The 25,805-nt window shown below is 41.5% G+C and carries 22 protein-coding genes; 8 read left to right on the plus strand and 14 right to left on the minus strand.

What is annotated here, in order from left to right:
* Nucleotides 1-37: 37 nt before the first annotated feature.
* Together glyA and F777_RS0113865 are read left to right on the plus strand one after the other, a co-directional pair.
* Entirely contained in the window at nucleotides 38-1,318 is a 1,281-nt protein-coding gene (gene glyA, locus F777_RS0113860; protein WP_026752567.1) for a serine hydroxymethyltransferase, read from the plus strand.
* Nucleotides 1,319-1,327: 9 nt separating this feature from the next.
* Nucleotides 1,328-1,750: a DUF4293 family protein gene (locus F777_RS0113865; RefSeq protein ID WP_026752568.1), complete on the plus strand. Its 423-nt coding sequence runs from the start codon at nucleotides 1,328-1,330 to the stop codon at nucleotides 1,748-1,750.
* 58 nt (nucleotides 1,751-1,808) lie between these two features.
* Here the strand turns inward: F777_RS0113865 and uvrA are convergent, their stop codons facing one another.
* Nucleotides 1,809-4,658 carry an excinuclease ABC subunit UvrA gene (uvrA, locus tag F777_RS0113870; protein ID WP_081720521.1) on the minus strand — a complete coding sequence of 950 codons (2,850 nt, stop codon included), beginning with the start codon at nucleotides 4,656-4,658 and terminating at the stop codon, nucleotides 1,809-1,811.
* Nucleotides 4,659-4,872: 214 nt separating this feature from the next.
* Here uvrA and F777_RS0113875 point away from each other — a divergent pair, with 214 nt between their 5' ends.
* Nucleotides 4,873-5,454 carry an RNA polymerase sigma factor gene (locus F777_RS0113875; RefSeq protein ID WP_026752570.1) on the plus strand — a complete coding sequence of 194 codons (582 nt, stop codon included), beginning with the start codon at nucleotides 4,873-4,875 and terminating at the stop codon, nucleotides 5,452-5,454.
* Nucleotides 5,455-5,549: 95 nt separating this feature from the next.
* Here the strand turns inward: F777_RS0113875 and F777_RS16860 are convergent, their stop codons facing one another.
* Genes F777_RS16860 through F777_RS0113900 form a run of 5 tightly spaced genes read right to left on the minus strand, consistent with a single transcriptional unit; the run spans nucleotide 5,550 to nucleotide 11,251 of the window.
* A complete protein-coding gene (locus tag F777_RS16860) occupies nucleotides 5,550-7,511 on the minus strand; it encodes a protein-disulfide reductase DsbD family protein (RefSeq protein WP_051408631.1) in 1,962 nt (653 codons plus the stop codon).
* A gap of 1 nt (nucleotide 7,512) precedes the next feature.
* Nucleotides 7,513-7,965, minus strand: coding sequence for a protein-disulfide reductase DsbD domain-containing protein (locus F777_RS0113885; protein ID WP_026752571.1), 453 nt, complete (start codon nucleotides 7,963-7,965; stop codon nucleotides 7,513-7,515).
* Nucleotides 7,966-7,971: 6 nt separating this feature from the next.
* Nucleotides 7,972-8,631: a phosphoribosylformylglycinamidine synthase subunit PurQ gene (gene purQ, locus F777_RS0113890; RefSeq protein WP_026752572.1), complete on the minus strand. Its 660-nt coding sequence runs from the start codon at nucleotides 8,629-8,631 to the stop codon at nucleotides 7,972-7,974.
* Nucleotides 8,632-8,680: 49 nt separating this feature from the next.
* Nucleotides 8,681-9,664 carry a hypothetical protein gene (locus F777_RS0113895; RefSeq protein ID WP_026752573.1) on the minus strand — a complete coding sequence of 328 codons (984 nt, stop codon included), beginning with the start codon at nucleotides 9,662-9,664 and terminating at the stop codon, nucleotides 8,681-8,683.
* Between the two features lie 9 nt (nucleotides 9,665-9,673).
* Nucleotides 9,674-11,251, minus strand: coding sequence for a hypothetical protein (locus F777_RS0113900; RefSeq protein ID WP_026752574.1), 1,578 nt, complete (start codon nucleotides 11,249-11,251; stop codon nucleotides 9,674-9,676).
* A gap of 112 nt (nucleotides 11,252-11,363) precedes the next feature.
* Here F777_RS0113900 and F777_RS0113905 point away from each other — a divergent pair, with 112 nt between their 5' ends.
* The 3 genes from F777_RS0113905 to F777_RS0113915 are packed head-to-tail and all read left to right on the plus strand — an operon-like array spanning nucleotide 11,364 to nucleotide 14,982.
* The gene (locus F777_RS0113905) at nucleotides 11,364-13,349 is read left to right on the plus strand and encodes a KUP/HAK/KT family potassium transporter (protein WP_026752575.1); all 1,986 of its coding nucleotides are present in this window, start codon (nucleotides 11,364-11,366) and stop codon (nucleotides 13,347-13,349) included.
* An 11-nt stretch (nucleotides 13,350-13,360) separates the two neighbouring features.
* Nucleotides 13,361-14,149: an alpha/beta hydrolase gene (locus F777_RS0113910; RefSeq protein WP_026752576.1), complete on the plus strand. Its 789-nt coding sequence runs from the start codon at nucleotides 13,361-13,363 to the stop codon at nucleotides 14,147-14,149.
* 26 nt (nucleotides 14,150-14,175) lie between these two features.
* A complete protein-coding gene (locus tag F777_RS0113915) occupies nucleotides 14,176-14,982 on the plus strand; it encodes an alpha/beta hydrolase (RefSeq protein WP_026752577.1) in 807 nt (268 codons plus the stop codon).
* Nucleotides 14,983-15,017: 35 nt separating this feature from the next.
* Here the strand turns inward: F777_RS0113915 and F777_RS0113920 are convergent, their stop codons facing one another.
* From F777_RS0113920 to F777_RS0113935, 4 genes are read right to left on the minus strand one after another with little or no spacing between them, the layout of a single operon-like run.
* The gene (locus F777_RS0113920) at nucleotides 15,018-15,929 is read right to left on the minus strand and encodes a S66 peptidase family protein (RefSeq protein ID WP_026752578.1); all 912 of its coding nucleotides are present in this window, start codon (nucleotides 15,927-15,929) and stop codon (nucleotides 15,018-15,020) included.
* 3 nt (nucleotides 15,930-15,932) lie between these two features.
* On the minus strand, nucleotides 15,933-16,964 hold the full coding sequence (locus F777_RS0113925; protein ID WP_026752579.1) for a S66 peptidase family protein: 1,032 nt from the start codon (nucleotides 16,962-16,964) through the stop codon (nucleotides 15,933-15,935).
* Nucleotides 16,964-17,149 carry a type II toxin-antitoxin system antitoxin gene (locus F777_RS0113930; RefSeq protein ID WP_026752580.1) on the minus strand — a complete coding sequence of 62 codons (186 nt, stop codon included), beginning with the start codon at nucleotides 17,147-17,149 and terminating at the stop codon, nucleotides 16,964-16,966. The genes F777_RS0113925 and F777_RS0113930 overlap by 1 nt, the downstream gene beginning before the upstream one ends.
* A 15-nt stretch (nucleotides 17,150-17,164) precedes the next feature.
* On the minus strand, nucleotides 17,165-18,043 hold the full coding sequence (locus tag F777_RS0113935; RefSeq protein WP_026752581.1) for an SPFH domain-containing protein: 879 nt from the start codon (nucleotides 18,041-18,043) through the stop codon (nucleotides 17,165-17,167).
* A 106-nt stretch (nucleotides 18,044-18,149) separates the two neighbouring features.
* Between F777_RS0113935 and metG the strand changes: the two genes are divergently transcribed.
* Nucleotides 18,150-20,306, plus strand: a complete 2,157-nt coding sequence (gene metG, locus F777_RS0113945) for a methionine--tRNA ligase (protein WP_026752582.1) — start codon at nucleotides 18,150-18,152, stop codon at nucleotides 20,304-20,306.
* On the opposite strand, the gene F777_RS0113950 is transcribed toward metG, so the two are convergent.
* Nucleotides 20,281-21,174, minus strand: a complete 894-nt coding sequence (locus tag F777_RS0113950; RefSeq protein ID WP_026752583.1) for a DUF4349 domain-containing protein — start codon at nucleotides 21,172-21,174, stop codon at nucleotides 20,281-20,283. The two genes, metG and F777_RS0113950, sit on opposite strands and share 26 nt — an antisense overlap.
* A 97-nt stretch (nucleotides 21,175-21,271) precedes the next feature.
* Between F777_RS0113950 and F777_RS17460 the strand changes: the two genes are divergently transcribed.
* On the plus strand, nucleotides 21,272-22,522 hold the full coding sequence (locus F777_RS17460) for a hypothetical protein (RefSeq protein WP_051408632.1): 1,251 nt from the start codon (nucleotides 21,272-21,274) through the stop codon (nucleotides 22,520-22,522).
* A gap of 1 nt (nucleotide 22,523) precedes the next feature.
* Here F777_RS17460 and F777_RS0113960 read toward each other — a convergent pair whose 3' ends face one another.
* The 3 genes from F777_RS0113960 to F777_RS0113970 all read right to left on the minus strand — a co-directional run bounded on the left by F777_RS0113960 (nucleotide 22,524) and on the right by F777_RS0113970 (nucleotide 25,759).
* On the minus strand, nucleotides 22,524-23,186 hold the full coding sequence (locus F777_RS0113960; RefSeq protein ID WP_026752584.1) for a gluconate 2-dehydrogenase subunit 3 family protein: 663 nt from the start codon (nucleotides 23,184-23,186) through the stop codon (nucleotides 22,524-22,526).
* A gap of 1 nt (nucleotide 23,187) precedes the next feature.
* Entirely contained in the window at nucleotides 23,188-24,930 is a 1,743-nt protein-coding gene (locus tag F777_RS0113965; RefSeq protein ID WP_026752585.1) for a GMC oxidoreductase, read from the minus strand.
* A gap of 85 nt (nucleotides 24,931-25,015) precedes the next feature.
* Nucleotides 25,016-25,759 (minus strand): FG-GAP repeat domain-containing protein, encoded by a 744-nt coding sequence (locus F777_RS0113970; RefSeq protein WP_026752586.1) that lies wholly within the window; start codon nucleotides 25,757-25,759, stop codon nucleotides 25,016-25,018.
* Between the last annotated feature and the right edge of the window lie 46 nt (nucleotides 25,760-25,805).

Below are 25,805 nucleotides of genomic sequence, written 5' to 3' on the forward strand. Positions count from 1 at the left end.
TAGTAAATAACGCGTAAATTTGACAAAAATACACTTCATGCAGAGAGATACACTGGTTTTTGACCTGATTAGAAAAGAATTAGAAAGACAAAGACACGGAATTGAATTAATTGCTTCAGAAAATTTTACCAGTCTGCAGGTAATGCAGGCCATGGGTAATGTAATGACCAATAAATACGCTGAAGGGTATCCTGGCAGAAGATACTATGCCGGCTGTGAAATTGTAGACCAGACCGAACAGCTGGCCATTGACCGTTTAAAAGAAATATTTGGTGTTGAATATGCCAACGTACAACCCCATAGTGGTGCGCAGGCCAATGCAGCCGTTGCACTGGCCGTATTGCAACCAGGCGATGCTACTTTGGGCTTAGACCTGAGTATGGGCGGACACTTAACCCATGGCAGTGCCGTGAACTATTCTGGTAAACTATATCGTCCGCATTTTTATGGTGTTACCAGAGAAGAGGGGGTGATTGATTATGAAATGCTGGAAGCAAAAGCCCGCGAAGTAAAACCGAAATTAATTTATTGTGGTGCTTCTGCCTATAGCAGAGACTGGGATTATGCCAGAATTAGAAAAGTAGCTGATGAAGTAGGTGCATTGGTATTGGCAGATATTGCACACCCTGCCGGATTGATTGCTAAAAAATTATTGAACTCTCCTTTTGAACATTGTCACTTTGTAACTTCTACCACCCATAAAACCTTACGCGGCCCCAGAGGAGGCGTAATTATGATGAACAAGGATTTTGAAAATCCTTGGGGACTGAAAGATGTAAAAGGTAATATCAGAATGATGAGCAATCTGCTCGACATGGCTGTGTTCCCGGGCATTCAGGGTGGACCTTTGCAGCACGTGATTGCTGCAAAAGCAGTTGCTTTTGGAGAAATTTTATCCGATGAATTCTTGGTTTACCAACAGCAGGTGCAGAAGAACGCACAAGCCATGGCCAAAGAATTTGTAAACAGAGGCTACCATATCATTAGCGGTGGAACCGATAATCATCTGATGCTGATTGACCTGAGAAACAAAAATATCAGCGGTAAAAAAGCAGAACAAGCGCTGGTGCAGGCAGATATTACTGCCAATAAAAATATGGTTCCATTTGATGACAAGTCTGCCTTTGTTACTTCTGGTATCCGCTTTGGTGTTCCCGCCATTACTACCAGAGGAATGAAAGAAGAACATATGCCGTTTGTGGTAGATGCCATTGATAAAGTTCTGATGAATGCAGATGATACCGCTGTTATTGGTGCGGTTCGCAAAGACGTGAATGCCTTTATGGAACAATTTATATTATACCCTGAAATGGGCTAAACCCTATTTATGTTACAAAGAATTCAAAGTATCTGGTTGTTACTGGCCGCCAGCCTGAGCGGATTGAGCACGCAGTTTTCCTTTTTCAGTGGCAATAGAATCAATACCACTACCAACGAAAAAGAATGGGTGGAATTTACTGCATTAGAAAGCAGCTTAACTTCTATCATTGCCATTGCATTGGCTGTTGCTGCATTGGTAACCATTTTTATGTACAAGGATCGTAAAAGACAATTAATGGTTACCCTTGCCATATTGGTGGTGTCCGGTATTCAGATTGCCCTATACTTCAGTGCCAGCAATGGTTTTACTGAATCCAAAACAGATTTAACTTCATTGATCAGTTTTGCCATACCGGTATTTTTTGTATTGGCAGCACTGGGTATTTACAAGGATGAACAGCTGGTAAAAAACGCTGATCGACTTAGATAGATAGTACGGCTAAAATAGATAGATCTAAAAGAAAGCGCATTCAATGATTGCGCTTTCTTTATGCTACAATAAAGGGTTTGGTAATGCTTTTTTTACTGGATTTAATTCCGACAGGTATGCCTGCATAAACCAGCTCACCTCCTTTGTCTCCCGCTTCGGGCCCCAATTCAATTAACCAATCTGCAGACTTCAGCACATCGGTATTGTGTTCAATTACAATCAGCGAATGGCCCTGTTCTATCAATGCATTGAAAGAATTCAGCAGTTTCTGTATATCATGAAAATGCAATCCGGTGGTAGGTTCATCAAAAATGAAAAGCACATGCCCAATGCCTTTCCCTTTACCTAAAAAACTGGCCAGTTTTACCCGCTGTGCTTCACCACCACTAAGCGTATTGCTGCTCTGTCCCAGTTTAATATAGCCCAGTCCCACATCTTGCAAGGTCTTGATGGCTTTCTGAATTTGCTTTTCTTCTTTAAAGAATTCATAGGCATCGTCCACACTCATTTCAAGCACATCGTGAATAGAAGCCTGCTGGTATTTTACTTCCAGCACTTCTTCCTTGAAACGTTTGCCACCACAGGATTCACAAGTTAAATGCACATCGGCCAGAAATTGCATTTCCACAATCGTTTCTCCTTCGCCCTTACAGGTATCGCATCTTCCTCCATCTACATTGAAGGAGAAATGCTTGGGCTGAAAGCCACGCATTTTTGCCAGTCCCTGTTTGGCATACAAATCTCTGATGGCATCGTAGGCTTTGATATAGGTAATAGGATTGCTTCTGGAGGACTTACCAATCGGCTGCTGGTCAATCATTTCAATATGGGAAATGCTGTCAATATCTCCGGTGATGGCTTTGTGCAAACCCACTTTCTCTGCGGCTTCTCCTTTTATTTTCTGAATGCCCGGATATAAAATCTGTTTTACCAAAGTGGTTTTTCCACTTCCGCTTACACCGGCTACCACACAAAAACAATGCAGAGGAAATTCAACGGTGATGTCTTTTAAATTATGCTGTCTGGCTCCTTCTACTTTTATACTGCTGTTCCATTTGCGCAGTGTTTTAGGAACCTGAATCTGTAGCTGACCACTTAGATATTTTCCTGTTAAACTTTGTTTGTCTTTAATGATGGTGGCATAATCGCCGCTGGCTACTACTTCTCCCCCTAAATGAGAAGCCAGGGGGCCCATATCAATAATATGATCGGCTTCACGCATCATCAGTTCATCGTGTTCCACTACCACAACCGTATTGCCTAAATCGCGCAGTGATTTTAAAACACCAATGAGTCGTTCGGTATCCCGTGAATGTAAACCAATGGAAGGTTCATCTAAAATATACAATGAGTTGGTCAGGTTACTTCCCAAGTTTCGGGTAAGCTGAATGCGCTGACTTTCGCCCCCACTCAGGGTATTGGCCAGCCTGTCCAGGGTTAAATAGCCCAAACCCACATCCAGTAAGGTTTGCAGACGCTGATGCACTTCCAGTAATATTCTTTTCCCAATAGCGTATTCATGATCGATCCATTGAATGGCATCTATCCATTGCTTCAGATCAGCTACCGGCATATTGCATAACTCGGCAATATGCTTGCCTCTGATTTTTACATACAAAGCATCTTCTCTTAGCCTGTATCCATTACAGGAAGTACAGGTGGTTCTTCCCCTGTATCGGCTCAGTAAAACCCTGTACTGTACTTTATACAAATTCTGTTCTACTTCCTTGAAAAAATCATGAATACCCAACGCCGAACCTGCACCACTCCACAACTGTTCCAATTGTATTGGCGTTAAATCCATGATGGGTTTGTGAATAGGAAATCCTGTCTTTGATGCTCCTGTAATGAACTGCTCTTTCCACCATCCCATTTTTTCTCCCTTCCAGGGCGCCACTGCATTTTCATACACTGATAACCGTTTGTCGGGTAACACCAGGTCTGCATCAATGCCCAGCACTTGTCCAAATCCTTCACAAACCGGGCAAGCACCATAAGGATTATTAAAGGAAAACAAATTAGGGCTGGGTTCTTCAAATACCCGCCCGTCTGCTTCGAACTGATTGCTGAATTGTAATTTTTTTTCTCCATTAATTTCAATGAGCATTTTTCCATGCCCTTCAAAAAAGGCTGTTCCAATGGAATCTGCCAAACGATGCAAGTCTTCCTCTTCCAATGATTTTACAACAAACCGATCAATCAGCACATAATAGCTGGCTGAATGAGCTTTCCAGTCTTTGGCAAGTTCCGCATCAGACATTTCCAGCAACTCTTCAATTCGCACTGGTTTTCCGGGCTTGCCTTTTTGCATCAAAAACATTCTGGAAAATCCTTTTTGCATGAGGATATTTAGTTCCTCCCTTATTTCCCGGTTAACATGTTGTTGAAAGGCAACCAGAAAAACAATCTTATCCCCTTCGGTCAAAGCCTGCACCGCCTGCAATACATCAGAAACTTCGTCTTTTCTTACTTCCTTTCCGCTTACCGGCGAGATGGTTTTACCCACCCTGGCATATAATAAACGCAGGTAATCATAAATCTCCGTCATACTACCCACAGTACTTCGGGGTGTTCTTGTAATTACTTTTTGCTCAATGGCAATGGCAGGACACAATCCCTTTATATAATCCACATCTGGCTTTACCATCCGTGACATGAATTGTCTGGCATAGGCACTTAAACTTTCTGCATACCTTCTTTGTCCCTCGGCAAAGAGGGTATCAATGGTTAAAGAAGATTTACCACTACCCGACACTCCGGTTACTACAATGAGTTTATTGCGGGGAAAAGAAACGGTAACATTCTTCAGGTTATGGGTTCTGGCTCCACATACCAATATGTCAGAAGATTCCGTATCCGGCATTACATCGGTTTTGCTAGCTGCTGCTGTGTTTTTGCTCTTTGCCATAAGGTTCACAAATTAAACAGTTTATTACAGCTTTGGTTGAAGAAAACCGAAATAACGGCCAAAAAATCAATCACTTAGGATGTGAATAACCTAAAGCCGCTTCAACTTGATTTCCACAAAAGGTTTCTGTAAGCAAAACATTTCTATTTTGTTCAGGATTTAAAAAATCGTTGTCCAATATCCTGATTTTAATCCTGACTCAAAAACCTAAACTATGAGAACATTAGACCATGCGTCTGATACAGAACTGATAAGGGCATTTCAAGATGGGGATACCGATGCTTTTGAAACCCTGATCTACCGATACAAAGACAAAATATTTTCTTCTATTTTGTTTTTTGTAAAAGATACTTACCTGGCAGAAGATTTGTTCCAGGATGTCTTCATCAAAATTATTGATACCCTGAAGAACAAGCGTTATACAGAAGAAGGCAAGTTCTTACCCTGGGCTTTGAGAATTTCTCATAACCTTTGCGTAGACTACTTCAGAAAAGTAAAACGTACCCCTTCCATTAAAACCAGCGACAACAAAGACATTTTTGATGTGCTGCAGATTTCGGAAGAAGGTCCGGATGGCAAGATCATGCAAGGTCAAAGTCATGACAGGGTTAGAAAAATGTTAGACCTGTTACCGGAAGAACAAAGAGAAATCATTGTACTCAGACATTATGCCAACCTGAGCTTCAAGGAAATTGCTGAAATAACCAATTGCAGCATTAATACGGCTTTGGGCAGAATGCGCTATGGATTAATCAACCTTAGAAAAATGATGGTGGAAAAACAAATCGCTTTATAGTTTTGCATAGGATAAATAAAAAGCCCCGATAATTTCGGGGCTTTTTTATTCGCTGAATCTAATCCTGATAAAAATTAATACCGCTCTTAGAAATGCTATTTTTTCTTCGCGTCAAACGCGGCTTTGGCTGCATCCAGGTGCGCTATGAATTTTTTAATGTCCGGATCGTAACCATATTTAATGCTACTCAATGGTTTGCCATCCAAATCTAAAAACATATAGAGGGGTTGTGCATTAAAACCAAACTGTGTGATTTCATAATCCAGGTTTTTGTCTCCCTCTGTCAATACCTTGTCTCCGTCTTTTTTGGTGTATTGTTCTCCTGCTGGTAAAGGAGTAGATTCATCTACATATAAACTTACCAGTACAAAATTCTCCTTCATTCTTTTCAGTACTTCCGGATCCTTCCATACTTCCTTCTCCATTTTACGGCAGTTGGCACAGCTATGACCTGTAAAATCAAGCATCACAGGCTTGTTCAATGCCTTTGCTGCTGCCATTCCCTCTTCTAAAGTAAAATATGCCACTAAACCATAAGGAACATGCAGCTTATCTGCCAATCGCTTGGGTGGAGCGGCAAGTGATACTGAATTATTGCTGTTCGCAGGTGCATTTCCTATCTGGTATTTCAAAGCATCCAGGTTAAATTCCTGTGTTCCGTCCGGAGGAATGAATCCACTCAAATGCCTTAATGGGGCTCCCCATAAGCCCGGCAGGATATATAAGGCAAAGGAAAAGGAAGCCATTGCAAAAAATAATCTGGGAACAGAAATATAAGGCAGATCGCTGTCGTGAGAGAACTTCAGTTTGCCCAATAAGTAAATGCCTAGCAATACGAATATTACAATCCATAAAACCAGAAACACATCTCTGTCGAGTAAGCGCCAGTGATAAATTAAATCTACGTTCGACAAGAACTTTAATGCCAACGCCAGCTCAATAAAACCAAAACTAACTTTCACTGAGTTCAGCCATCCTCCGCTCTTTGGCAATGACTGCAACATCGATGGAAAGAATGCGAATAGTGAAAAAGGCAATGCCAATCCCACCCCAAAACCTAACATACCTACAATGGGTGCGGTACTTACACCACCTGTACTGGTTTGACCCAATAAAGTTCCTACAATGGGGCCTGTGCAGGAGAAGGAAACAATTACCAGTGTAAGCGCCATGAAAAAGATACCGCCCAATCCACCCTTGCCTGCTTTCTGATCTGCCTTATTGGCCCAGCTATTGGGCAATTGCAATTCAAATGCACCAAAAAAGGAAATGGCAAATACTAAAAAGATGGCAAAGAATAATAAATTAGAAATAGCGCTGGTAGATATCTGATACAGAATATCGTCTCCGAATAATAAAACCAGTAAAATGGTAGGGATGGTATAAATGCCAATGATGGAAATGGAATACCATAATGCATTGCGAATACCTTCTACCCTTGTTTTGCTTCTCTTTAAAAAGAAACTCACGGTTACCGGAATCAGCGGAAACACACAGGGGGTAATCACAGCCAGCAAACCCGTTAAAAACGTAAGCAGAAATATCTGCCATAAACTCTGGTTAGCGATATCCTCATCTGCGTTGATTGAATTGGAGGCTGCGGGCTGAATATCCACTACAAAATTTTCTACTCCACTGGGAAACTGATCGCCTGTTTTGGCCAGCCAGTTGAATTGACCACTAACAGATTGGGTTTCCGTAGCTTTTACACGCAAGCCAAAAACAAATGCAACACTGTCTTCAAATACTTTCAATGCGGGTTGTCCGGCTTCAGGAGCAGGCAGGGAAAGCGCTTTGCCTTTTTCTTCTACTTCATTCGTGAGCAATCCTTGCAAAGAATCCGTTAATTGCAGCGTAGAGAGAAACTCGTCTGCCGCTGTTTGTTTTTTTACGCCAAAGAGCTGATGTTTTTTGGAGATATTGGCTTTTACAACCAATTGCACCAGACTATCGTTCACACGCTTTGTTGAAAAAACAAATTGCACAGGTGAGTTTTCCTGTGCAATTCCCTGTTGTGCCAGTAAACCAAGTACCAGCAGCCAAATGAATTTCTTCATATTATAATAGCTTAATGTCAAATTGTTTTTTGGTTGGCGGCAAGCACTGCTCGTCGTCGCAAACCATATAGTTTACATAACCTGCCACATTGGTCTTAATGCCGGGCTTCACTTTTACTACCTGTGTATACACTACTTTACCACTGTAAAACAAAACTTCCATGTCGAAAATCTTATCATTGATTTTCTCCAGCTTACCTTGTTCCATTGGCTTTCCCTGTGGTTTTACCAATGGGTTAGGATTAAATACAATCTTGGTAGGAACAGGCCCCCCGGAGGGCATATTCTGAGAATACATATGCCAGGGCTTCGGAATATTGGCAGTAATCACCACTTCGTAGCTGTCTGCTGTTTTTTTCTTTGCTTCAAATGTCCAGGACACAGGATCTTTAATCTGTGCATTGATTGAACCCAGGCACATTAACACAACTAAAACGCTAAGTAATTTTTTCATTTTCTCTTATTGAATAGACAATAATTCAAACACTTTCAATCCATCCAGGTTATGCAAACTGGGTGAAGTGGCACGTTCCGGATGCGGCATCATACCAAATACATTATTGGCCGCATTTCTGATTCCCGCAATATTTCTGGCCGCTCCGTTTGGATTGGCGTCTGCCGTAATATTACCCGCTGCATCAGAATAACGGAATAGTACCTGGTTGTTTTTTTCCAATTCATCTAAGGTAGCTTCATCTGCATGAAATCTTCCTTCTCCATGTGCAATCGGAATCTGCAAAGCACCTGTTGCAGGATTGGTTATATAAACGTTCTTACAGATAAATTGTTGATTGGCATTCTGCAAGAGCACTCCGGGTAATAGACCACTCTCACAAAGAATCTGAAATCCATTACAAACACCCAATACTTTTCCTCCGCGATTGGCAAAGTCAATCACCGATTGCATCATTGGACTAAAACGGGCAATGGCACCACAACGCAGGTAATCTCCATAAGAAAATCCACCTGGCAAAACAATACAATCTTCTGTAGAGAAAGCAGACAGGTCCTTGTCTTTGTGCCATAACATAATGACTTCCTTATTCAGGTCGTTCTGTAATGCATCCTGCATATCTCTATCGCAATTAGATCCCGGGAAAACCACCACCCCTAGTTTCATGTAATTAAGATTTAGGCACAAAGGTACAATCCAGAAAGAGAAAGAATGCCTAAAATTTAACGATTTGCCAATTATTGTACATAACAGCAGCTAAAAGCAGCCAGAATAACAAATTAGGAAAAAGCAACCGCCTGGGAAATGAAAAACTTGCCGAAGCAAAGGGAACTACCGGCACCAAACAAAGCAAAGCTGCTTCAAAACCAGCGTTATGAAATGCAATGGGCGCAATCGCCATAATCAGGGTCATTACCAGCAGGGAAGACCAGTTCTTCCGCATCTGTATTACCAGGCGGCTATTGAATTGCTGCCAGTAAAATAGTCCGATAAAAAAACTAATTAAAAAAGCCGACAAACCAATCCACTCCGACTTCGTAAGCGGGGTAAGCGTTTGGGGAATTTCCAAATCGGGCAGCCAGTTGCTGACCAAAGACAACTGATTGGTTAAATACAATCCGGATACCAGAAAATAGTAGGGCAAAACCATCCCCATGATCAGGGTAAACCATTCCTGTAATTTAAAAGCCCGCATGATGCCCAGCGCAAACAATACAACCGGAACAACCAAGGCCGTAGGATGATAACATAGCACCATGATGGCTACCAGTAACCCGATATTAAACAAGAGGGTCTTGGGAGCTGGATTATTGTACAGTCGGGTTAACTTGATATAAATCCAAATCAGCAGAAAATTGGCCAGCAAAGCTGGAGAAATAACAGACCAATCTGGAAACAAGCCCGTCAACAACACATAGGTCATGGCCACGGTATAACTAGAATTGGGGTACATTTTCTGTTCCGCCAGCAGAAAGTTTAGCCTTAGCGCCTGAATCATTACAATGAGAATATATACCCAGAAACCTGATGTTCCCAGCAATGGTTTCAGATAATGCTGCAAAAGGAATCCAAAATAGCCCGTGTTCAGGTTTGCTTCTACCGTTACTGGCAAAAAGAAACCATGTCCGTGCACCAGCAGACAAAGCAGCAGTACAAATAATATATTGATGATCGATTTGTCTCTGAATAAAAATACCACGGACGCAAGTTAATAATCTATTTTGGCAAAACAGGTGAAGCCTCTGTACATGCAAGGAATAATGGCTTGCCTGGAACCTGTTTGCTTGGCATGTCTTGGCATAAAATCGTATCCCCTCTCAAGATTTTTGATGGTGGGGTTTCTATCTATCTGTCCCTGAGGAGACATTGCCTGGTCGGTCAAGACATTGTTGCGCTTCTCCTGAATATTAAAAAGGAAACGAATCTGGTCTCCTGAATTCAATAATCCATAGCCAATATAATTGTCTGTATTGTCGTCGTATTGGGTTTTCCGAATCACGTTACTCCATTCCATTTTACCGTCCGGCTCAAAGGAAATGATAGCAATATTGTCCGAGAAATATCGGGTAACATTATTGGGACCCATGGAATTCAGCCCCCATGGAGAACCCCAGGGATACGCATTTAAGCCGGAGCCATAAGGATAATAGCCGCCGAATCCCATACCCATTCCAAATCCTGAACCAAAATAAGGGTTGAAGAATGGACTCCGGTTCATCATATCCCAGCGATTGAAATTGTTCCCTCTGGAATTCATGTAGGCCGATTCTGCAATCATCATGAAGCCACCATCTCTGCGCAGAATCAGGTTCTTCAGATAAAAATCATTGAAAGCGGTCTTGGTAGATCCTTCCCCTTTAACATCTGCCCTGAATTCTTCGCTAAACACTGTTGTGGCATTTAGCAGTTCATTGCCGGTATTCTTGTCCCAAAGGGTATAATACAAGCCATCAATATTGCCTCTTTTCTGTTTACTGAAAAAGGAAGTAATCAGGATTTTTTTATTTAGGTTATCAATCTTAATTCGGGTATCGTCCAGAAACAGACTTTTTACTTTTACTTCACTGATAGTGGGATTGATACTGCCGAGAGTTTTAATCACCAGACTTACTTTATTAACACTCTCATTGGCAGCCACGGAGGACTCTCGCAAGCAGACCAGATTGCCTTCATTGTCTAAGCCAAATTCTCCCAGGTAGTCGTTTTTATCTGGCATGGGAACGGGGATCCTTACTTTCTCCAGCTGATTGAGTTCCTTATTGAATACACAGGAAGTAATTACGTGTTCTTTTTCGTTGCGGGTACTAATTTTAAACGCACCCAGCTTTTGCTTGTCTTCACTGTTTACGATGGTATAGATTCTGTTATTGGCGGTGTATCCCATACCAGATGTAGTATCCAGCATGGTTACTTCACCCATAATTTTCCCTTCCGGGCCAATTTTGGCTGCCATTACATAGTAAATATTTCTTTGCTGATACTGATAGATAAAATAGGTGAAATCGGGGTAGGCCAAAAAGTCTGTGCCCAGAATTTTGGTTCTGGATGGAAGGAAATCGGCTTTTACTTTGGCATTTAATTTCATTTCTGCATCATAAACAGAAAAGAAATGGTCATCCCTGGCGTTTTTATAAATCAGGAATTTCCCTCCGATTTTACCAACCACTTCAAAATTCAACGTACGCGGGTCATCCCTGTCTGGTTCAGAATAAACAATATTCTGGGCAGATGCAGATGCACAAGTTGCTAACATAGCCCATAAAAAAAACAGAAATGACCTTTTCATACGCACTATCTTTATAGTTCAAATGTACGGTTTGTACCAATCATTTGGTTTATACAAATTACCCATACATTTGTTAAACATTGATTCAATTTAATGCTTCAACGCTTCTTTTGTGAGTAAAAATATCAACAAAGTTACCGGTGCTGGTCTCTTGATTGCTTTAGGGATTATCTACGGTGACATCGGCACTTCTCCCCTCTACGTTTTTAATGCCATTATTACCAACCGGGTTATTTCAGAGGAACTGATTATAGGCGCTTTGTCTTGTATCATCTGGACCATCACGCTGCAGACTACGGTGAAGTATGTGTTGATGATTCTGAATGCAGACAATAAAGGAGAAGGGGGAACTTTTGCTTTGTATGCTTTGGTAAGGCGAAGAAAAAAATGGCTGGTCATTCCCGCCATGATTGGAGGGGCAGCATTGCTGGCAGATGGCATTATCACTCCTCCTATTTCGGTTACTTCTGCCATTGAGGGCTTGAAGGAATTACCTGCGATGCGTTCTATAACAACAGACAGCATTGTTTTTATTGTAATCAGCATCTTGGCACTTATCTTTTTTATGCAACAATTTGGTACGGCAAGTATTGGAAAATTGTTTGGCCCCATTATGACAATCTGGTTTACCATGTTGGCCATACTTGGGCTGGCTCATATGGGTCATGAATGGTCTGTTTTTAAAGCACTGAATCCTTACTACGGCATAAAATTACTCATTCAATACCCCAATGGCTTCTGGTTACTGGGTGCCGTTTTTCTCTGTACAACCGGAGCAGAAGCTTTGTATTCCGATTTGGGGCATTGCGGAAGAGGCAATATTCGTATTTCCTGGATTTATGTAAAGATTTGTCTTTTACTCAACTACTTTGGACAAGGAGCATTGTTGTTAAGCACGCATAAAGGCTTATTGGTAAATGCAACCAACAAAGCCCAACTGGGGATCAATGCTTTTTACGATTTAATGCCGGAATGGTTTATTATTTTCGGAGTTATCATTGCAACATCTGCAGCCATTATTGCCAGCCAGGCCATGATATCGGGATCTTTTACTTTAATTAGTGAAGCCCTTCGATTGAACCTTTGGCCCAAAATGAAAGTGAGATATCCATCCGAAGAAAGAGGTCAACTATTTGTTCCTGGCATCAATCTGATTTTATTTCTGGGCTGTCTGGGTGTGGTTTTGTATTTCAGGGAATCCTCCAGAATGGAAGCTGCATATGGCTTAGCCATTGTAGTTACCATGTTAACTACTACCATTTTATATGCCAATTTCTTAGTACTTAAAAGAACAGCGTCTGTTTGGATTTATATATTCCTGGTTTTCTATCTGATATATGAATCAGCATTCCTGATTGCACTAATGGAAAAATTTGTACACGGTGGTTATGTTACTTTACTGGTTGGTGGTGCTTTGTTTGCTGTTATGTATGTATGGTACCGTAGTCGTAAGATTAAAAACCGTTACGTAGAATTTGTCCGCTTGGAAAATTATATTCCAATGATTCAGGAGCTGAGCAACGACAAGAGCATTCCCAAATATGCTACCCACCTGGTGTACATGACCAGTGCCAATAACCACAATGAAATTGAACACAAGATTATTTATTCTATCCTGAATAAGAAACCTAAAAGAGCCGATATCTACTGGTTTGTTCACGTGGATGTACTGGATGATCCCTACTCTTGTGAATATACTGTTGAGCATATTATTCCCAACGATATCATCCGAATAGAATTCAGACTGGGTTTCAGGGTAGAACACCGCATTAATCTCATGTTCAGAAAAGTGGTTGAGGAACTGGTGAAGAACAAAGAAGTGAATATTACCAGCCGATACGAAAGCCTTGAGAAAAACAATATTGTGGGCGACTTTCAGTTTATCGTGATGGAAAAGTACCTGAGCCAGGACAATGAATTACCGTTCTTAGAGCGCATCATTATGAAACTCTATTTCTGGCTTAAGGAAATATCGCTGAGCGAAGAAAGAGGCTTTGGTCTGGACCCCAGCAATGTTACCATTGAGAAATTCCCGTTGATTGTGGCACCTGTTTCCAAGTTGAAACTATCCCGTATCTTTCCGGAAGGGGAAGAATAAAATCAAATCATTTGGGTACCGTTCTATTGTATGTATTAGGGGGTTACTTACTTATCGTAATCATAGGATATTTCGTCCAGGAAAAACTCATTTTCAAACCGGAAAAACTAGCCCCGGACTTTGAATACAAATACGACGCTCCTTTTGAAGAATTGTTTTTTGATATAGCACCCGGAGTTCGAATTAATGGTTTACATTTTTACGTTAAAGAACCCAAGGGATTAATTCTTTATTTCCATGGCAATTCCAGAAGCATTAAAGGCTGGGCAAAGTATGCCAAGGATTTTTACCGCTTTCAGTACGACGTGGTACTGGTAGATTACCGGGGGTTTGGAAAGAGTACTGGCAAAAGAAGCGAAAAGGAAATGCTGGCCGACATGCAGTTTGTTTATGATCAACTTAAACTGAAATATCCTGAACACCATATGTTGGTATATGGAAGAAGCCTGGGCAGTGGATTTGCCACCAAAATAGCCGCAGACAATTCACCGAGATACCTGATTCTAGATGCTCCGTATTATAGTTTTATTAAAGTAGCAGAAAGATTTACACCCTTTATACCACACAAACTAACCCTGCGTTTTAAACTACAAACCGATCAGTGGATTCGCAAAGTGAACTGTCATACTTATATTATTCACGGCACCAAAGACTGGTTGATTCCCATAAAACACAGTAAAAATCTGCAACAACTGAACCCTCATAAAATCACTCTCATCAGTATTCACGGAGGAGGTCATAATAACCTGCCCTCTTTTGCGGAGTATCATAATTTTATCAGAGATATCTTAAAATATTAAGCAGGCATTCTGCTTACCTTTGTGCCGTGAAAAAAATTACTTTCTTCTACTACCTTAAAATGGGGCTTCTGCTCTATGCATTGATTGGTTCCGTATTGTTTATTCTTCAGGATCATTTACTCTTTCACCCCAAAGCTGTAGAAGCAGACAGTAGCTATGGTTTTGCAGAACCGTACCAGGAGTCTGTGATACCACTGGATGCCAAAACCCAGTTTCATGTGGTGCATTTTACCGTACCGGATAGTATTCGCAAGGGTGTTGTTTTATATTTTCATGGCAACCAGAAAAATATTGGTCGTTATGCCCCCTATGCGAAATTATTTACCCGCAACCACTATGAAGTATGGATGATTGACTATCCCAAATTTGGTAAATCAACCGGCGAACTCACAGAAGAAAATTTATACGAAGGCGCTTTGCAATTATATATGCTGGCAAAGATTCGGTTTAAACCGGAACAAATTATTATCTACGGAAAATCAATCGGAACCGGCATTGCCACTCAATTGGCTTCTATCAGGGATTGTAAGGCACTGGTACTGGAAACACCTTATTATAGTATGAAGTCATTGCTTGGGCGATATTTATTCATGTATCCCCTACAACAACTATTGCATTTTAAATTTCCCACTGCAGACTATTTACCCAAAGTAACCGCACCTGTTCGTATTTTTCATGGTAGCGACGATGGAGTCATTCCTTATAGCAATGCAAAAAAACTGGAACCCTTATTGAAAAAAGGAGATGCTTTTATTACGATTCCTGAAGGAGTACACAACAATTTAACAGAAAGCAAGATCATGCAGCAGGAGTTGAATAAACTCATGCAATAAGGGTTGGACGACCATTAAAAGGTGTCGCATTTCGCTTACAATTCTTTCAACGTAACCGATTGAGCAGTTACACGCAAACTCACTGGCATTCCTACTTTCAGCGCCACATTTTCCTTGGCATGGCTTACCGGAAAATGATAACAAACCGGATAATCATACTCGGCAATATGTTCCTGAATTAACTCCTCCAGTTTTTTACCGAAAGGCCTTGTAGTGTCTTTGCATTCGGTAAATCCTCCGATAATCAATCCGCTCAATTGCTTAAGCACACCCGCACGTTTTAACTGAATCAACATGCGATCAATATTGTAAAGGTATTCTCCCACATCTTCTATAAATAGAATCGCCCCCTTTGTTTTATACAAAATTGAAGAACCTGCCAGATGTGCCAGCAGCGCAAGATTTCCTCCCACTAATGGGCCTGTAGCTTCCCCTATTCTGTTCATGGCATAGGGCTTGGTAGTATACTGATTTTTCTTTCCTGTGAGCGCGTTGTGCAGCGACTGTACATACGGCCCTTTGGCTCCCCCCTTATTAAAAGCATTGGCCATGGGTGCGTGCAGGGATGCTACTTTACACTTGCTAAATAAATATGCATGCAAGACAGTAATATCGCTGAAGCCAATGATCCATTTGGGCTGTTTACGAAACGCTTTAAAATTCAATTGATCAATAATGCGGGTAACCCCATAGCCTCCCCGTCCGCAAAGAATGGCTTTGATAGTTGGCTCATCCAGCATGGCTTGTAGCTCATCTCTTCTTTCTTCATCGGTTCCACTAAAATAGTTGCTGGAATTACTACCCACCGTTTTCCCAATCAACACTTGAAAGCCCCATTGCTGAAGGGTTTTTACGCAGGTTTTAATATTTGCCGCATCCATGTATCCGGCAGGACAGGTAATGGCAATTGTATCTCCTTTTTTTAAATAGGGCGGGATGGTAATCATGGTTTAGATTTCTTGTAGTTCAACTTTCTCAGGGCTTACCGTTAAGCGATGCGGCATTCCCATTTTCAGGGCAAAATTATTTTTGATATGTCCAACCGGAAAATCAAAACAAACGGGATAATTAAAAGTGCTGATTTTTTCCTGTACAATGGTGTAAATATCTCTACCAAAAGGAACGGCAGGATTGTCCACTTTTATATTGGTAAATCCCCCAATAATTAATCCACTCAACTGGTCTAGTTTTCCCGACCGAAGCAGATTACAAAACATGCGATCAATATTGTACAAGGGCTCTCCCACATCTTCCAGTACCAGTATCTTTCCCTTGGTTTGAATCATGGAAGCTGAACCATTCAGGTTCTCTAAAATTTTTAAATTTCCTCCGATAATTTTTCCTTCTGCCATACCGTACCGATTGGCAGTAGCAGTTGGTGCAGGATAATTTACTTTTCTTCCTTCCAGTGCATCCTTGATAGATAGAATGGTAGCTTTTTGTATTTCATCCGCCTGCTCCCAGTCTTTGGGAAAACTGCCGCACATTTTGGCGTGGATACTGGCCATTCCCACCACCTGATGAAGATGACTATGCAGTACTGTAATATCACTGAAACCAATGATCCACTTCGGATGTTTTCGGAAATAACTAAAGTTCAACTGATCAATGATACGCACCGTTCCGTAGCCACCGGTTGCACAAAGAATCGCATGAATTTCGGGGTCATCCATCATGCGCTGAAAATCGGTGGCTCTCTCTGCGTCGGTTCCGCCAAAAGTATGGTCGGTTTTACCTACCGTTTCTCCTAACTGAACCTTGTAACCCCAGGATTCCAGAATGATCTTACAGGGTTGTATGGTTTCTTCCAATGCAAAACCTGCAGGACAGGTAATCCCAATGGTATCACCGGGTTGCAGGTAACGGGGTTGTCTGATTTTTCTTGCGGAACGCTCAGAAGCAATCGCACTCAGCGGTGCAGCCATCAGCGGCATTGACAGCAATCCCATTCCCGCCATTTGTAAAAAGGAATTTCTTTTCATCAGGAACTTTTCTTGGGTTTAGGTTTTATGGCAACAGCTTCTTTTTTCCGGCCTGCCGCTTTCAATGCCTGATCAATCAGCATTTCAATCTGGCCATTGACGCTTCTAAACTCGTCTGCCGCCCATTTTTCAAGGGCGGCATACGATTGCTGATCTATGCGCAAAACAAATGACTTTTTACTCAAAACAACTCCTTTAGATTATTGATACAAACTGCCGGTATTCACCACTGGGGATGCTGCCCGATCACCACACAATACTACCAGTAAATTACTTACCATGGCAGCTTTGCGCTCTTCGTCCAACTCCACCATTTGCTTTTGGGACAATAAATCCAATGCCATTTCCACCATACCTACCGCACCTTCTACAATTTTACTTCTGGCCGCAACAATAGCAGTAGCCTGCTGGCGCTGTAACATGGCCTGGGCAATTTCTGGCGCATACGCCAGGTGACTGATACGGGCTTCCTTAATTACAATACCTGCTTTGAACATGCGCTCGTTCAACTCAGACTCCAGCATCTGAATCACTTTCTCTCCACCGTCTCTTAGGGTTACAGCTGCATTTTCATCTTCAATGCTATCATACGGACAGGTAGAAGCCATATGTCTTAAAGCTGCTTCACTCTGGTTGGTCATATAGCTAGAGAAATTAACCACATCAAAGCATACCTTATACGTGTCTTCAATCTGCCATAAAATAACGGCTGCAATTTCAATGGGGTTGCCCAGCTTATCGTTTACTTTTAGCTTAGTGCTTTCTAAACTCTGTAATCGCAGAGACACTTTCTGCTTGGTATACAAGGGATTTACAAAAATCAATCCGTTGTCTTTTACCGTACCCACATACTTACCAAAGAAAGTAAGTACTACACTGGTATTGGGTTGAACCACTACCAATCCTAATAGCAAAAAGAAGGAAGCAATAAAATCAATAACAACGAACCAGATCAACAGGCTCCGTGTTGAGTTCTCTGCACCTTTCATTTGAGTCAGTGCATATATGCCTGCAGCCACCATAACAGTAACCAGTAATAAAACCAGAAACCCTTGTGCTGCCTTAATGGTCTTTTCCATAAAATTTATTTTGATATTAATTTGATATCAAATATACATCAGATTCTGAAATTTCCAAATAAACTTGCATTTAGTACCTTTGCCCACTGCAAAAGCAGGATAGAACATGAAGCAACCGAAGCGATATTTAATTACAGCTGCCCTTCCCTATGCGAACGGGCTGAAACATATTGGACACTTAGCTGGAGCTTATTTACCGGCTGATATTTATGTGCGCTATTTAAGAGCACAGAAAAGAGACGTAGTATTTGTTTGCGGAAGCGACGAGCACGGAACCGCTATTCCTATTCAGGCAACCAAGGAAGGAACAACTGCACAGGCGATTATAGACAAGTATCATCCCATCATTGAACAGAATTTCAAGGACCTGGGTATTTCCTTTGATATTTATCACCGCACCAGTTCTCCTATTCACCACGAAACGGCCAGTGAATTCTTTACTGCATTAAACAGCAAGGGCGATTTAATTACCAAGGAATCAGAACAATACTACGATGAACAGGCGCAAAGTTTTCTGGCCGACCGATACATTAAAGGAACCTGTCCCAATTGTGGCTTTACTGCTGCTTACGGAGATCAGTGTGAAAGTTGTGGCAAGAGCTTAAGCCCCGATGAATTGATTAATCCAGTGAGTACGCTTAGTGGTAATGCGCCTGTTAAAAAGACTACCAAACACTGGTACCTGCCTTTAGACAGACACGAAGATTTTTTACGCAAATGGATTTTGGAAGAACATGCCAACGACTGGCGTTCTACAGTTGTTGGTCAGTGTAAGAGCTGGATTGATGGTGGCTTACAACCCAGGGCGGTTACGCGCGATCTGGATTGGGGTGTTGCTGTTCCATCAGAAGTGGAAGGTAGTGCAGGCAAAGTATTGTATGTATGGTTTGATGCGCCCATTGGGTATATCAGTGCCACCAAACAGTGGGCATTGAATGCAGGCAAAGACTGGAAGCCCTACTGGGAAGACAAGGAAACCAAACTGATTCATTTTATTGGGAAGGATAATATTGTATTTCACTGTATTATTTTTCCAGTGATGTTACAATTGCACGGAAATATTTTGCCAGACAATGTACCGGCCAATGAGTTCATGAATCTGGAAGGAGATAAAATGAGTACCAGCAGAAACTGGAAACTCGAAATGGAAGACTATATCAACGATTTTATTAAGCCGGAGAACGGGGGATCACAACTGGCCGATACTTTACGTTACTACTTAACAGCCATAGCCCCCGAAAGCAAAGACAGTGAATTTACCTGGAAAGGATTTCAGGATGCGAACAACAGTGAACTGGTGAGCATCTTTGGTAATTTCATCAATCGTGCATTGGTGTTGATGCACAAATTGTGCAAGGGTAAAGTACCTCCGTTGCATGCGGATGTAATGGATGAACTGGACCATGCTACCATCGCTGAAATTAAACAGACCAAAGAAAAGGTTGAAAAACTACTCGAAGAATACAAGTTCAGGGATGCCCAATTCGAAGTGATTAATCTTGCGAGAATTGGCAATCAGTACATGCAGAAAAAAGAACCCTGGATCATTGCGAAACAACTGGAGTCGAATCCAGAAGCGCAAAAGCTGATCGACAACTGTCTGCATATCTGTTTACAGCTTACTGCTAACTTAGCAATTCTAATCAACCCATTCCTTCCCTTTACTGCCAAGAAGATCTGCTACTTATTAAAAGTAGTAGACAAAATGCTCGACTGGGAGAATGCAGGAAGCATGAAACTGGTAAGCGTGGGTTACAGTTTAAGAGCACCGGAATTGCTGTTCAGAAAAATTGAGGACGAGGAAATCAGTAAGCAAATTGAAAAACTAAAAGCCGCAGCCGTGAACAAAGAAAGCATTGCACCATCTAACAATAATAATCAGCCTGCTTCTGCATTAGCCACCACAGGTGAAACTGCATCACAATCTCACGTAAAACCCGAAATTGTATTCGACGATTTTGCAAAGATTGATTTGAAAGTAGGCACAATCGTAGCTGCAGAAAAAGTAGAGAAAGCTGATAAGCTATTGAAACTACAGGTAGACCTTGGTTTTGAAACCCGCACTATAGTTTCTGGTATTGCCATGCATTTTTCTCCGGAAGATATTGTTGGCAAGCAGGTAACGGTAGTTTGCAATTTAGCTCCCAGAAAAATGCGCGGCATTGAAAGCAATGGCATGATTCTGATGGCTGAGGACGCCAATGGCAAATTACATTTTGTGAATCCGGAAGACAAGATTAATCCGGGTAGCGGGGTGAGCTAGTTCCCTTTCTGAATTTTCGATACAGGAACCACACAACAAGACCCGCAAGAATCAATGACCATGACTGGATTAGGATTAGAAACAGCCATTCAATCAGCTGCCATCCCTTTATTAAGGCGGTGAGGAATTTGCGACCAAAGCCCGGTTGATACTCCATCGCTTTTTCTTCATTGGCTATCACCGTTTGTTTCACCAGTGATCTTTGCGAAAACACAAGTGATATATCACTGTAGCGGATACGATCGCTTAGCGAAAGGTTGTTTACTTTGGCCCGGTCTGCTTCTTCCTGTTGATAGGCACTTAGATCTGCTGATTCCTTTTTGTTTTTTCTTGCCCCACCTACCGCTCTGCGAATGGTCATATGATTACTCAATACTTCAAACGAAACATCATCCAATTGAACAATCTGATTGTCAATAAAATTGGCAAGTGGCAATATGCTGGAGAGTACCGTATCAAAACGAACGGTTGGTACACGGATCTTCATATTGTTCTGCACGGTATACCTAACAAATTCCAGGGATGAATCTCTGCTCAATTCCGTTTCAGCCATTTGATTAATCTGGCTACTCAATTTGCTGTATATAACAAACCCACCGGCTTTTTGAACAATCTCTTTGATGTCTTCTGTTGCTTCTCTTACATTATCCACCTTGAATTCAAGTTCTGAACTGCGGATGAATTTTCTATCTGCAAAACTTCCATTTGATAAGGCAGTCATCTGCTTATCTACTGAATCTGCAGATGCCACTTCACTGGCATCTGCGGCGTTTCCTTTTTCTTCGGATCCGCTACCCACGCGCTGATTGCAGGCAACTGATAACAGTAAATAAAAACAAATCAGAAGTAAATAAGAAGGGATTCGCATAACATTGAATATTAACCCTAAAATAATGTTCCGTGCAAAAAACTGAATACCGTTGAGACGGTATTTGGGCTTAAAAAATATACAAGACTTTTATTGCATGATTACAAGAACCATTCTCGCCGCTTGTCTTTTATTCGCAGCCAGTATGCTGCATGCGCAGAAAAAAGCCTCCATCAAACCTGTTCTTCAAAAAGACCCGCGCAATAAAGTAAGCTTCGCCTGCAATTTTTTTGGTAATTCAACCCACTACGAACCTGTACCCGCCGCTGAAGTATCAGATGAAAATGCGGAGAAATGGATGAATGAACTGATTACGAAAATAACCGCTGTTGTAGGTTTACGCAACCGCTTCAGACTGGTGGCTCTTCAGAACTTTAACAACTGTGCTGCCGTTTGTTTTAATAATGAAACCGGACAGGAAAGATTCATTCAATTTGACAGACAGTTCCTGGAAAACTTTCAAAAGCGAACCAATAATAAATGGTTTGTAACAGGCGTATTGGCGCATGAACTGGGCCATCACTTTAATGGTCACTCGCTGGATGGAATTGGCAGCAGACCCGATAAGGAAATTGAAGCGGATGAGTTTGCCGGATTTATTTTACAAAAGCTGGGAGCAAAAGAAACCGAAGCCGAATCTATCTTTAGTTTCTTAAACGAAACCGATGGACCTCCCACCCATCCCATTAAATCCAAAAGATATGCTGCCATTTCCAGAGGATGGAACAGTGCGGCAGGAAACAATATCTGGGTTTCTCTTTTGTTAGAAAACGATGCAGATAAAAAAGAGATTGCTTATGAAGCATTGATGAATGCAAGAAACACCAGCAACCCAACTTTACAGTTGGAGCTTATAGACAAAGCTTTAAAGAAAGTACCTGCCTATGCAGAAGCCATTAGCGAAAAAGGCCTGGTTTATTTACAACTGAACCAATTTGCCTTGGCAGCAAAATATTGTGAAGAGGCGTTGATACTGGAACCTTATATTGGTATTCTCCGGTTAAATCTGGCCAAAGTAATGATGGCTTTGAATAATAAAGACAGTGCGCTGAGTCTGGTACAGGATGCCATTTATTTAAGGCCGGTATTCCCTGAAGCATACCACCAGCGGGCAATGATATTTCTGAATAAAAGGAATTTTGTACAGACAGCAAATGATTGCGCTATTGCGTTGCTGATGAATCCGGATAATCTGGCAACCAAAGCAGATATACTCATTACCAAGGGAATGGCTCATACAGAATTAAAACAAGCAGAATTGGCTTCTGCTTGTTTTACTGAGGCTAAAAAATTAGATCCTTATAACAATAGGCTGGTAAAATATCTTTCGGAAAAGAAAAAAGAGTAAGCTATGCTTTATCAAAGCTTACACATTCCTTCAATTCTTTTTCGGTATAAGCCATATTGTATTGCTTCAACACCTCATCCGGCACTCCATTCCATTGATTCGGTGCATTCCCCACATAACCCAGGTCTTTTACGCCCATTTCAGTGGTGTAAAATCCGGTGGTTACCAGATCACGCATGGTATTAAAGAAAGCAACCCCTTGTGCGAGTTCCTTGGGCGCTTTATTCGGATAAGCAATGGAGTCTACTACGGTTAATTGTTGTGCTGAAGAAAGGTTTACAAAAGCCTTTTCGTACAATTTATAACAATGTAAGTCTAACCAGCGCAATCCGCCTCTGAGCGGAGTTTGGTGAGAAGGCATGTCTTTTACAATGAATTCAATAAACTCTGGCACTTTGGCTTCGCTGGCACTGCCACTCACTTCGTCTTTAGGAATAATAATATCTCCCAAAACAGTAATGGTTGCCATTTCATGTTCAGTAAAGAACTTAGGTTCTTTCTCTATTTTAGCCAGATAGGCTTTTTCTTCCTGCATGCGATCATCTAATGATGCGTCTGCAGAACTGGCTATATTTTTTTTATCCGCACTGGTGCAGGCTTCTACCAAAACACCGGCACCAACAGTGCCAATCATGAGTGCTTTAATCGACTTTCTCCTGTCCATATTATAAGTTTTGTTTTTTCATTTCATCAATAATGTATTCACTGGCGCGCATACTCAATGCCAGAATAGTCCAGGTGATGTTCTTGTCGGCCTGAGACACAAACTGAGAACCGTCCACACAGAACAAGGTTTTACAATCGTGTGCCTGACTCCACTTGTTCAGGGCAGATGTTTTTTTATCGTTCCCCATTCTTACGGTACCCGCTTCGTGAATAATATTTCCCGGATTAGACAAGCCATAATTATTGGATGCATCGTCATCGGCTCCCCAGGTAATCACAGCACCCATATTGTGCATGATTTCCTTAAAGGTTTCCTTCATATGCTTGGCCTGTTTTATTTCATAATCAGAATGTCTTGTATTGAAACGCAAAACCGGGATGCCCCATTTATCTACTACCGTAGGATCTATTTCACAATAGTTGTTGATATCCGGTACTGACTCTCCTCTTCCTGCCATACCTACACCCGCACCATAGAAAAAGCGCACGTCTTCTTTTAAGGAAGCACCGTATCCTCCGGCTTCCTTGGTTTTACCATTCACCTGATACTTTCCGTTTAGTCCCTGCATACCCATACCAAAACCGTATGCTGGCTGACTCATGCCACCCCAGTATTCAATATGGTATCCTCTTGGGAAATCTAGTTTCTTATTGTCTAACCACCAGGGCGTATACACGTGCATACCCCCTACACCGTCTTCGTTGTAACGCTTTCTGCCAAAGAGTTCTGGCAGAACACCTCCCATGGCAGCACCCGTTGAATCGTGCAGGTATTTACCTACTACATTGCTTTCATTGGCCAATCCATTCGGATGTCTTTTTGATTTTGAGTTCAATAACAAACGAGCGGTTTCGCAGGTACTGGCAGCCAAAATGACTACACGACCATTTACCTGGTATTCCAGACCATCTACTTTGTTAACATAAGAAATTCCTGTAGCCAGCCCTTCCGCATTCGTGATCACTTCACGGGCCATGGCCTGTGTAATCACATCTACATTCCCTGTTTTTAAAGAAGGCTTTACCAATACAGAACCCGAAGAGAAATCACCATATACTTTACAACTTCTGTTGCACTGCGCACAAAAGAAGCAGGCACCACGTTCGTCGTTAATTTTTTTGGTAAGAATAGATAAGCGGGAAGGAATCACCGGAATACCAATTCCGGTTGCCGCTTTCTTAATCATCAGTTCGTGTAAGCGGGGTTTGGGCGGCGGCAAGAAAATACCATCCGGATCATTCTCCAATCCCTCATTACTACCAAATACACCAATGAGTTTATCAATTTTATCATAGTAAGGCTTTACGTCTTCGTAGCCAATAGGCCAGTCGTCTCCTAAGCCATCAATGCTTTTTCTTTTAAAATCTTTGGGACCAAAACGAAGGGATATCCTTCCCCAGTGATTGGTACGTCCCCCTATCATTCTAGCTCTCCACCATTCAAACTTTTGACTTCCGGGCGCCTGTGTATAGGGTTCTCCGTCAATCTCCCAACCCCAATAACAACCATCAAAATCACCAAAGGGTCTGAACTTGGTGCTGGCACCACGTCTTGGCGATTCCCATGGATTTTTTAATTGAGAGGAATTAACAGCAGGATCATAATCTTCTCCTGCTTCTAATAAACAAACTTTTAAACCCGCTTTAGACAAAGTATAGGCAGCCATACCACCACCTGCGCCTGAACCCACAATTACTACATCGTATTGTTTGGGTTGTTTTTTAATTTGAAAATCTCCCATATCGCTTTTTTAATCTTGGTCGTTAGAACTATGAATGTAATAATTTTAATGGTATCTGAGTTGAGTTTTTGATGAATGTGTTCACTCATCTTACAAAGTACTCCATTGGAAAAGACCGAAGGGTTGTTAGCCGGATATCATCCGGTATTTCTTTGGCTATCATTTTATTGGTTTTAAAGTCTACTTTGGTCCAGAGTGGATAACCAAAATCCTTTGAAACCATTACCAGTGCTCCATTCTTCCAGTTATAAACATTATAGACCCAGTAATTATGTCCGTTATAATTGGTAGAGGCACAGCCCAAAATTTCTGCAATACCATCTTTGTTGAAATCGTATTCTTTTTCTGCAGAAAAATCTACAAAGCTAAACACACGGTACTTATTTTGCTGACTCATTAAAAACACTTTGTAATTCAGTAAGGCAGCCGATCCGTTCCCACCTGTGTAGATGCGGAACTTAATATCCGTAATCCCATCTCCGTTAAAATCGGCAATTTCAGCAGCAGGCAAAATATGCCGGAACCAGAAGGGGACCTGTAATTTTTGCAACACTTTATTTTGCTGGTACAATATAATTTGCGAAGCCTCTGTGGTTCTCTCCAATTCCTGTAAATGAATTTGATCAATGGCCAATCCTTTGATCCCCTTTACCTGAATCTGAAGTAATTTATTTTCGATAGTGGTATCAATGAGCTGAGTAATTTTTACTTTTTGATAAGTCAATGGTTGATGGGCGGCAAAAAAGAAAGAAGGATTCTCTTTTTTGGGTTGACCATAACCAGAAAGGGCAAGAAAAATAATCTCGAAAATGAGATAGATTTTTTTCATAATGAAATGATTGCTACAATTTAAACAATGCTATAGCTAAAGCAAA

The organism is Sediminibacterium sp. C3, assembly GCF_000508085.1.
Classification (GTDB): Bacteria; Bacteroidota; Bacteroidia; order Chitinophagales; family Chitinophagaceae; genus Sediminibacterium.

Bases quoted from the DNA above. Each gene is read 5' to 3' on its own strand.
- metG (WP_026752582.1), top strand. From the start codon at position 18,150: ATGAAGCAACCGAAGCGATATTTAATTACAGCTGCCCTTCCCTATGCG.
- F777_RS0113935 (WP_026752581.1), bottom strand. From the start codon at position 18,043: ATGGAAAAGACCATTAAGGCAGCACAAGGGTTTCTGGTTTTATTACTG.
- F777_RS0113875 (WP_026752570.1), top strand. From the start codon at position 4,873: ATGAGAACATTAGACCATGCGTCTGATACAGAACTGATAAGGGCATTT.
- F777_RS0113970 (WP_026752586.1), bottom strand. From the start codon at position 25,759: ATGAAAAAAATCTATCTCATTTTCGAGATTATTTTTCTTGCCCTTTCT.
- F777_RS0113920 (WP_026752578.1), bottom strand. From the start codon at position 15,929: ATGATTACCATCCCGCCCTATTTAAAAAAAGGAGATACAATTGCCATT.
- F777_RS17460 (WP_051408632.1), top strand. From the start codon at position 21,272: ATGATTACAAGAACCATTCTCGCCGCTTGTCTTTTATTCGCAGCCAGT.
- F777_RS0113900 (WP_026752574.1), bottom strand. From the start codon at position 11,251: ATGAAAAGGTCATTTCTGTTTTTTTTATGGGCTATGTTAGCAACTTGT.
- F777_RS16860 (WP_051408631.1), bottom strand. From the start codon at position 7,511: ATGAAGAAATTCATTTGGCTGCTGGTACTTGGTTTACTGGCACAACAG.
- F777_RS0113960 (WP_026752584.1), bottom strand. From the start codon at position 23,186: ATGGACAGGAGAAAGTCGATTAAAGCACTCATGATTGGCACTGTTGGT.
- F777_RS0113925 (WP_026752579.1), bottom strand. From the start codon at position 16,964: ATGAAAAGAAATTCCTTTTTACAAATGGCGGGAATGGGATTGCTGTCA.
- F777_RS0113885 (WP_026752571.1), bottom strand. From the start codon at position 7,965: ATGAAAAAATTACTTAGCGTTTTAGTTGTGTTAATGTGCCTGGGTTCA.
- glyA (WP_026752567.1), top strand. From the start codon at position 38: ATGCAGAGAGATACACTGGTTTTTGACCTGATTAGAAAAGAATTAGAA.
- F777_RS0113965 (WP_026752585.1), bottom strand. From the start codon at position 24,930: ATGGGAGATTTTCAAATTAAAAAACAACCCAAACAATACGATGTAGTA.
- F777_RS0113865 (WP_026752568.1), top strand. From the start codon at position 1,328: ATGTTACAAAGAATTCAAAGTATCTGGTTGTTACTGGCCGCCAGCCTG.
- F777_RS0113950 (WP_026752583.1), bottom strand. From the start codon at position 21,174: ATGCGAATCCCTTCTTATTTACTTCTGATTTGTTTTTATTTACTGTTA.
- uvrA (WP_081720521.1), bottom strand. From the start codon at position 4,658: ATGGCAAAGAGCAAAAACACAGCAGCAGCTAGCAAAACCGATGTAATG.
- purQ (WP_026752572.1), bottom strand. From the start codon at position 8,631: ATGAAACTAGGGGTGGTGGTTTTCCCGGGATCTAATTGCGATAGAGAT.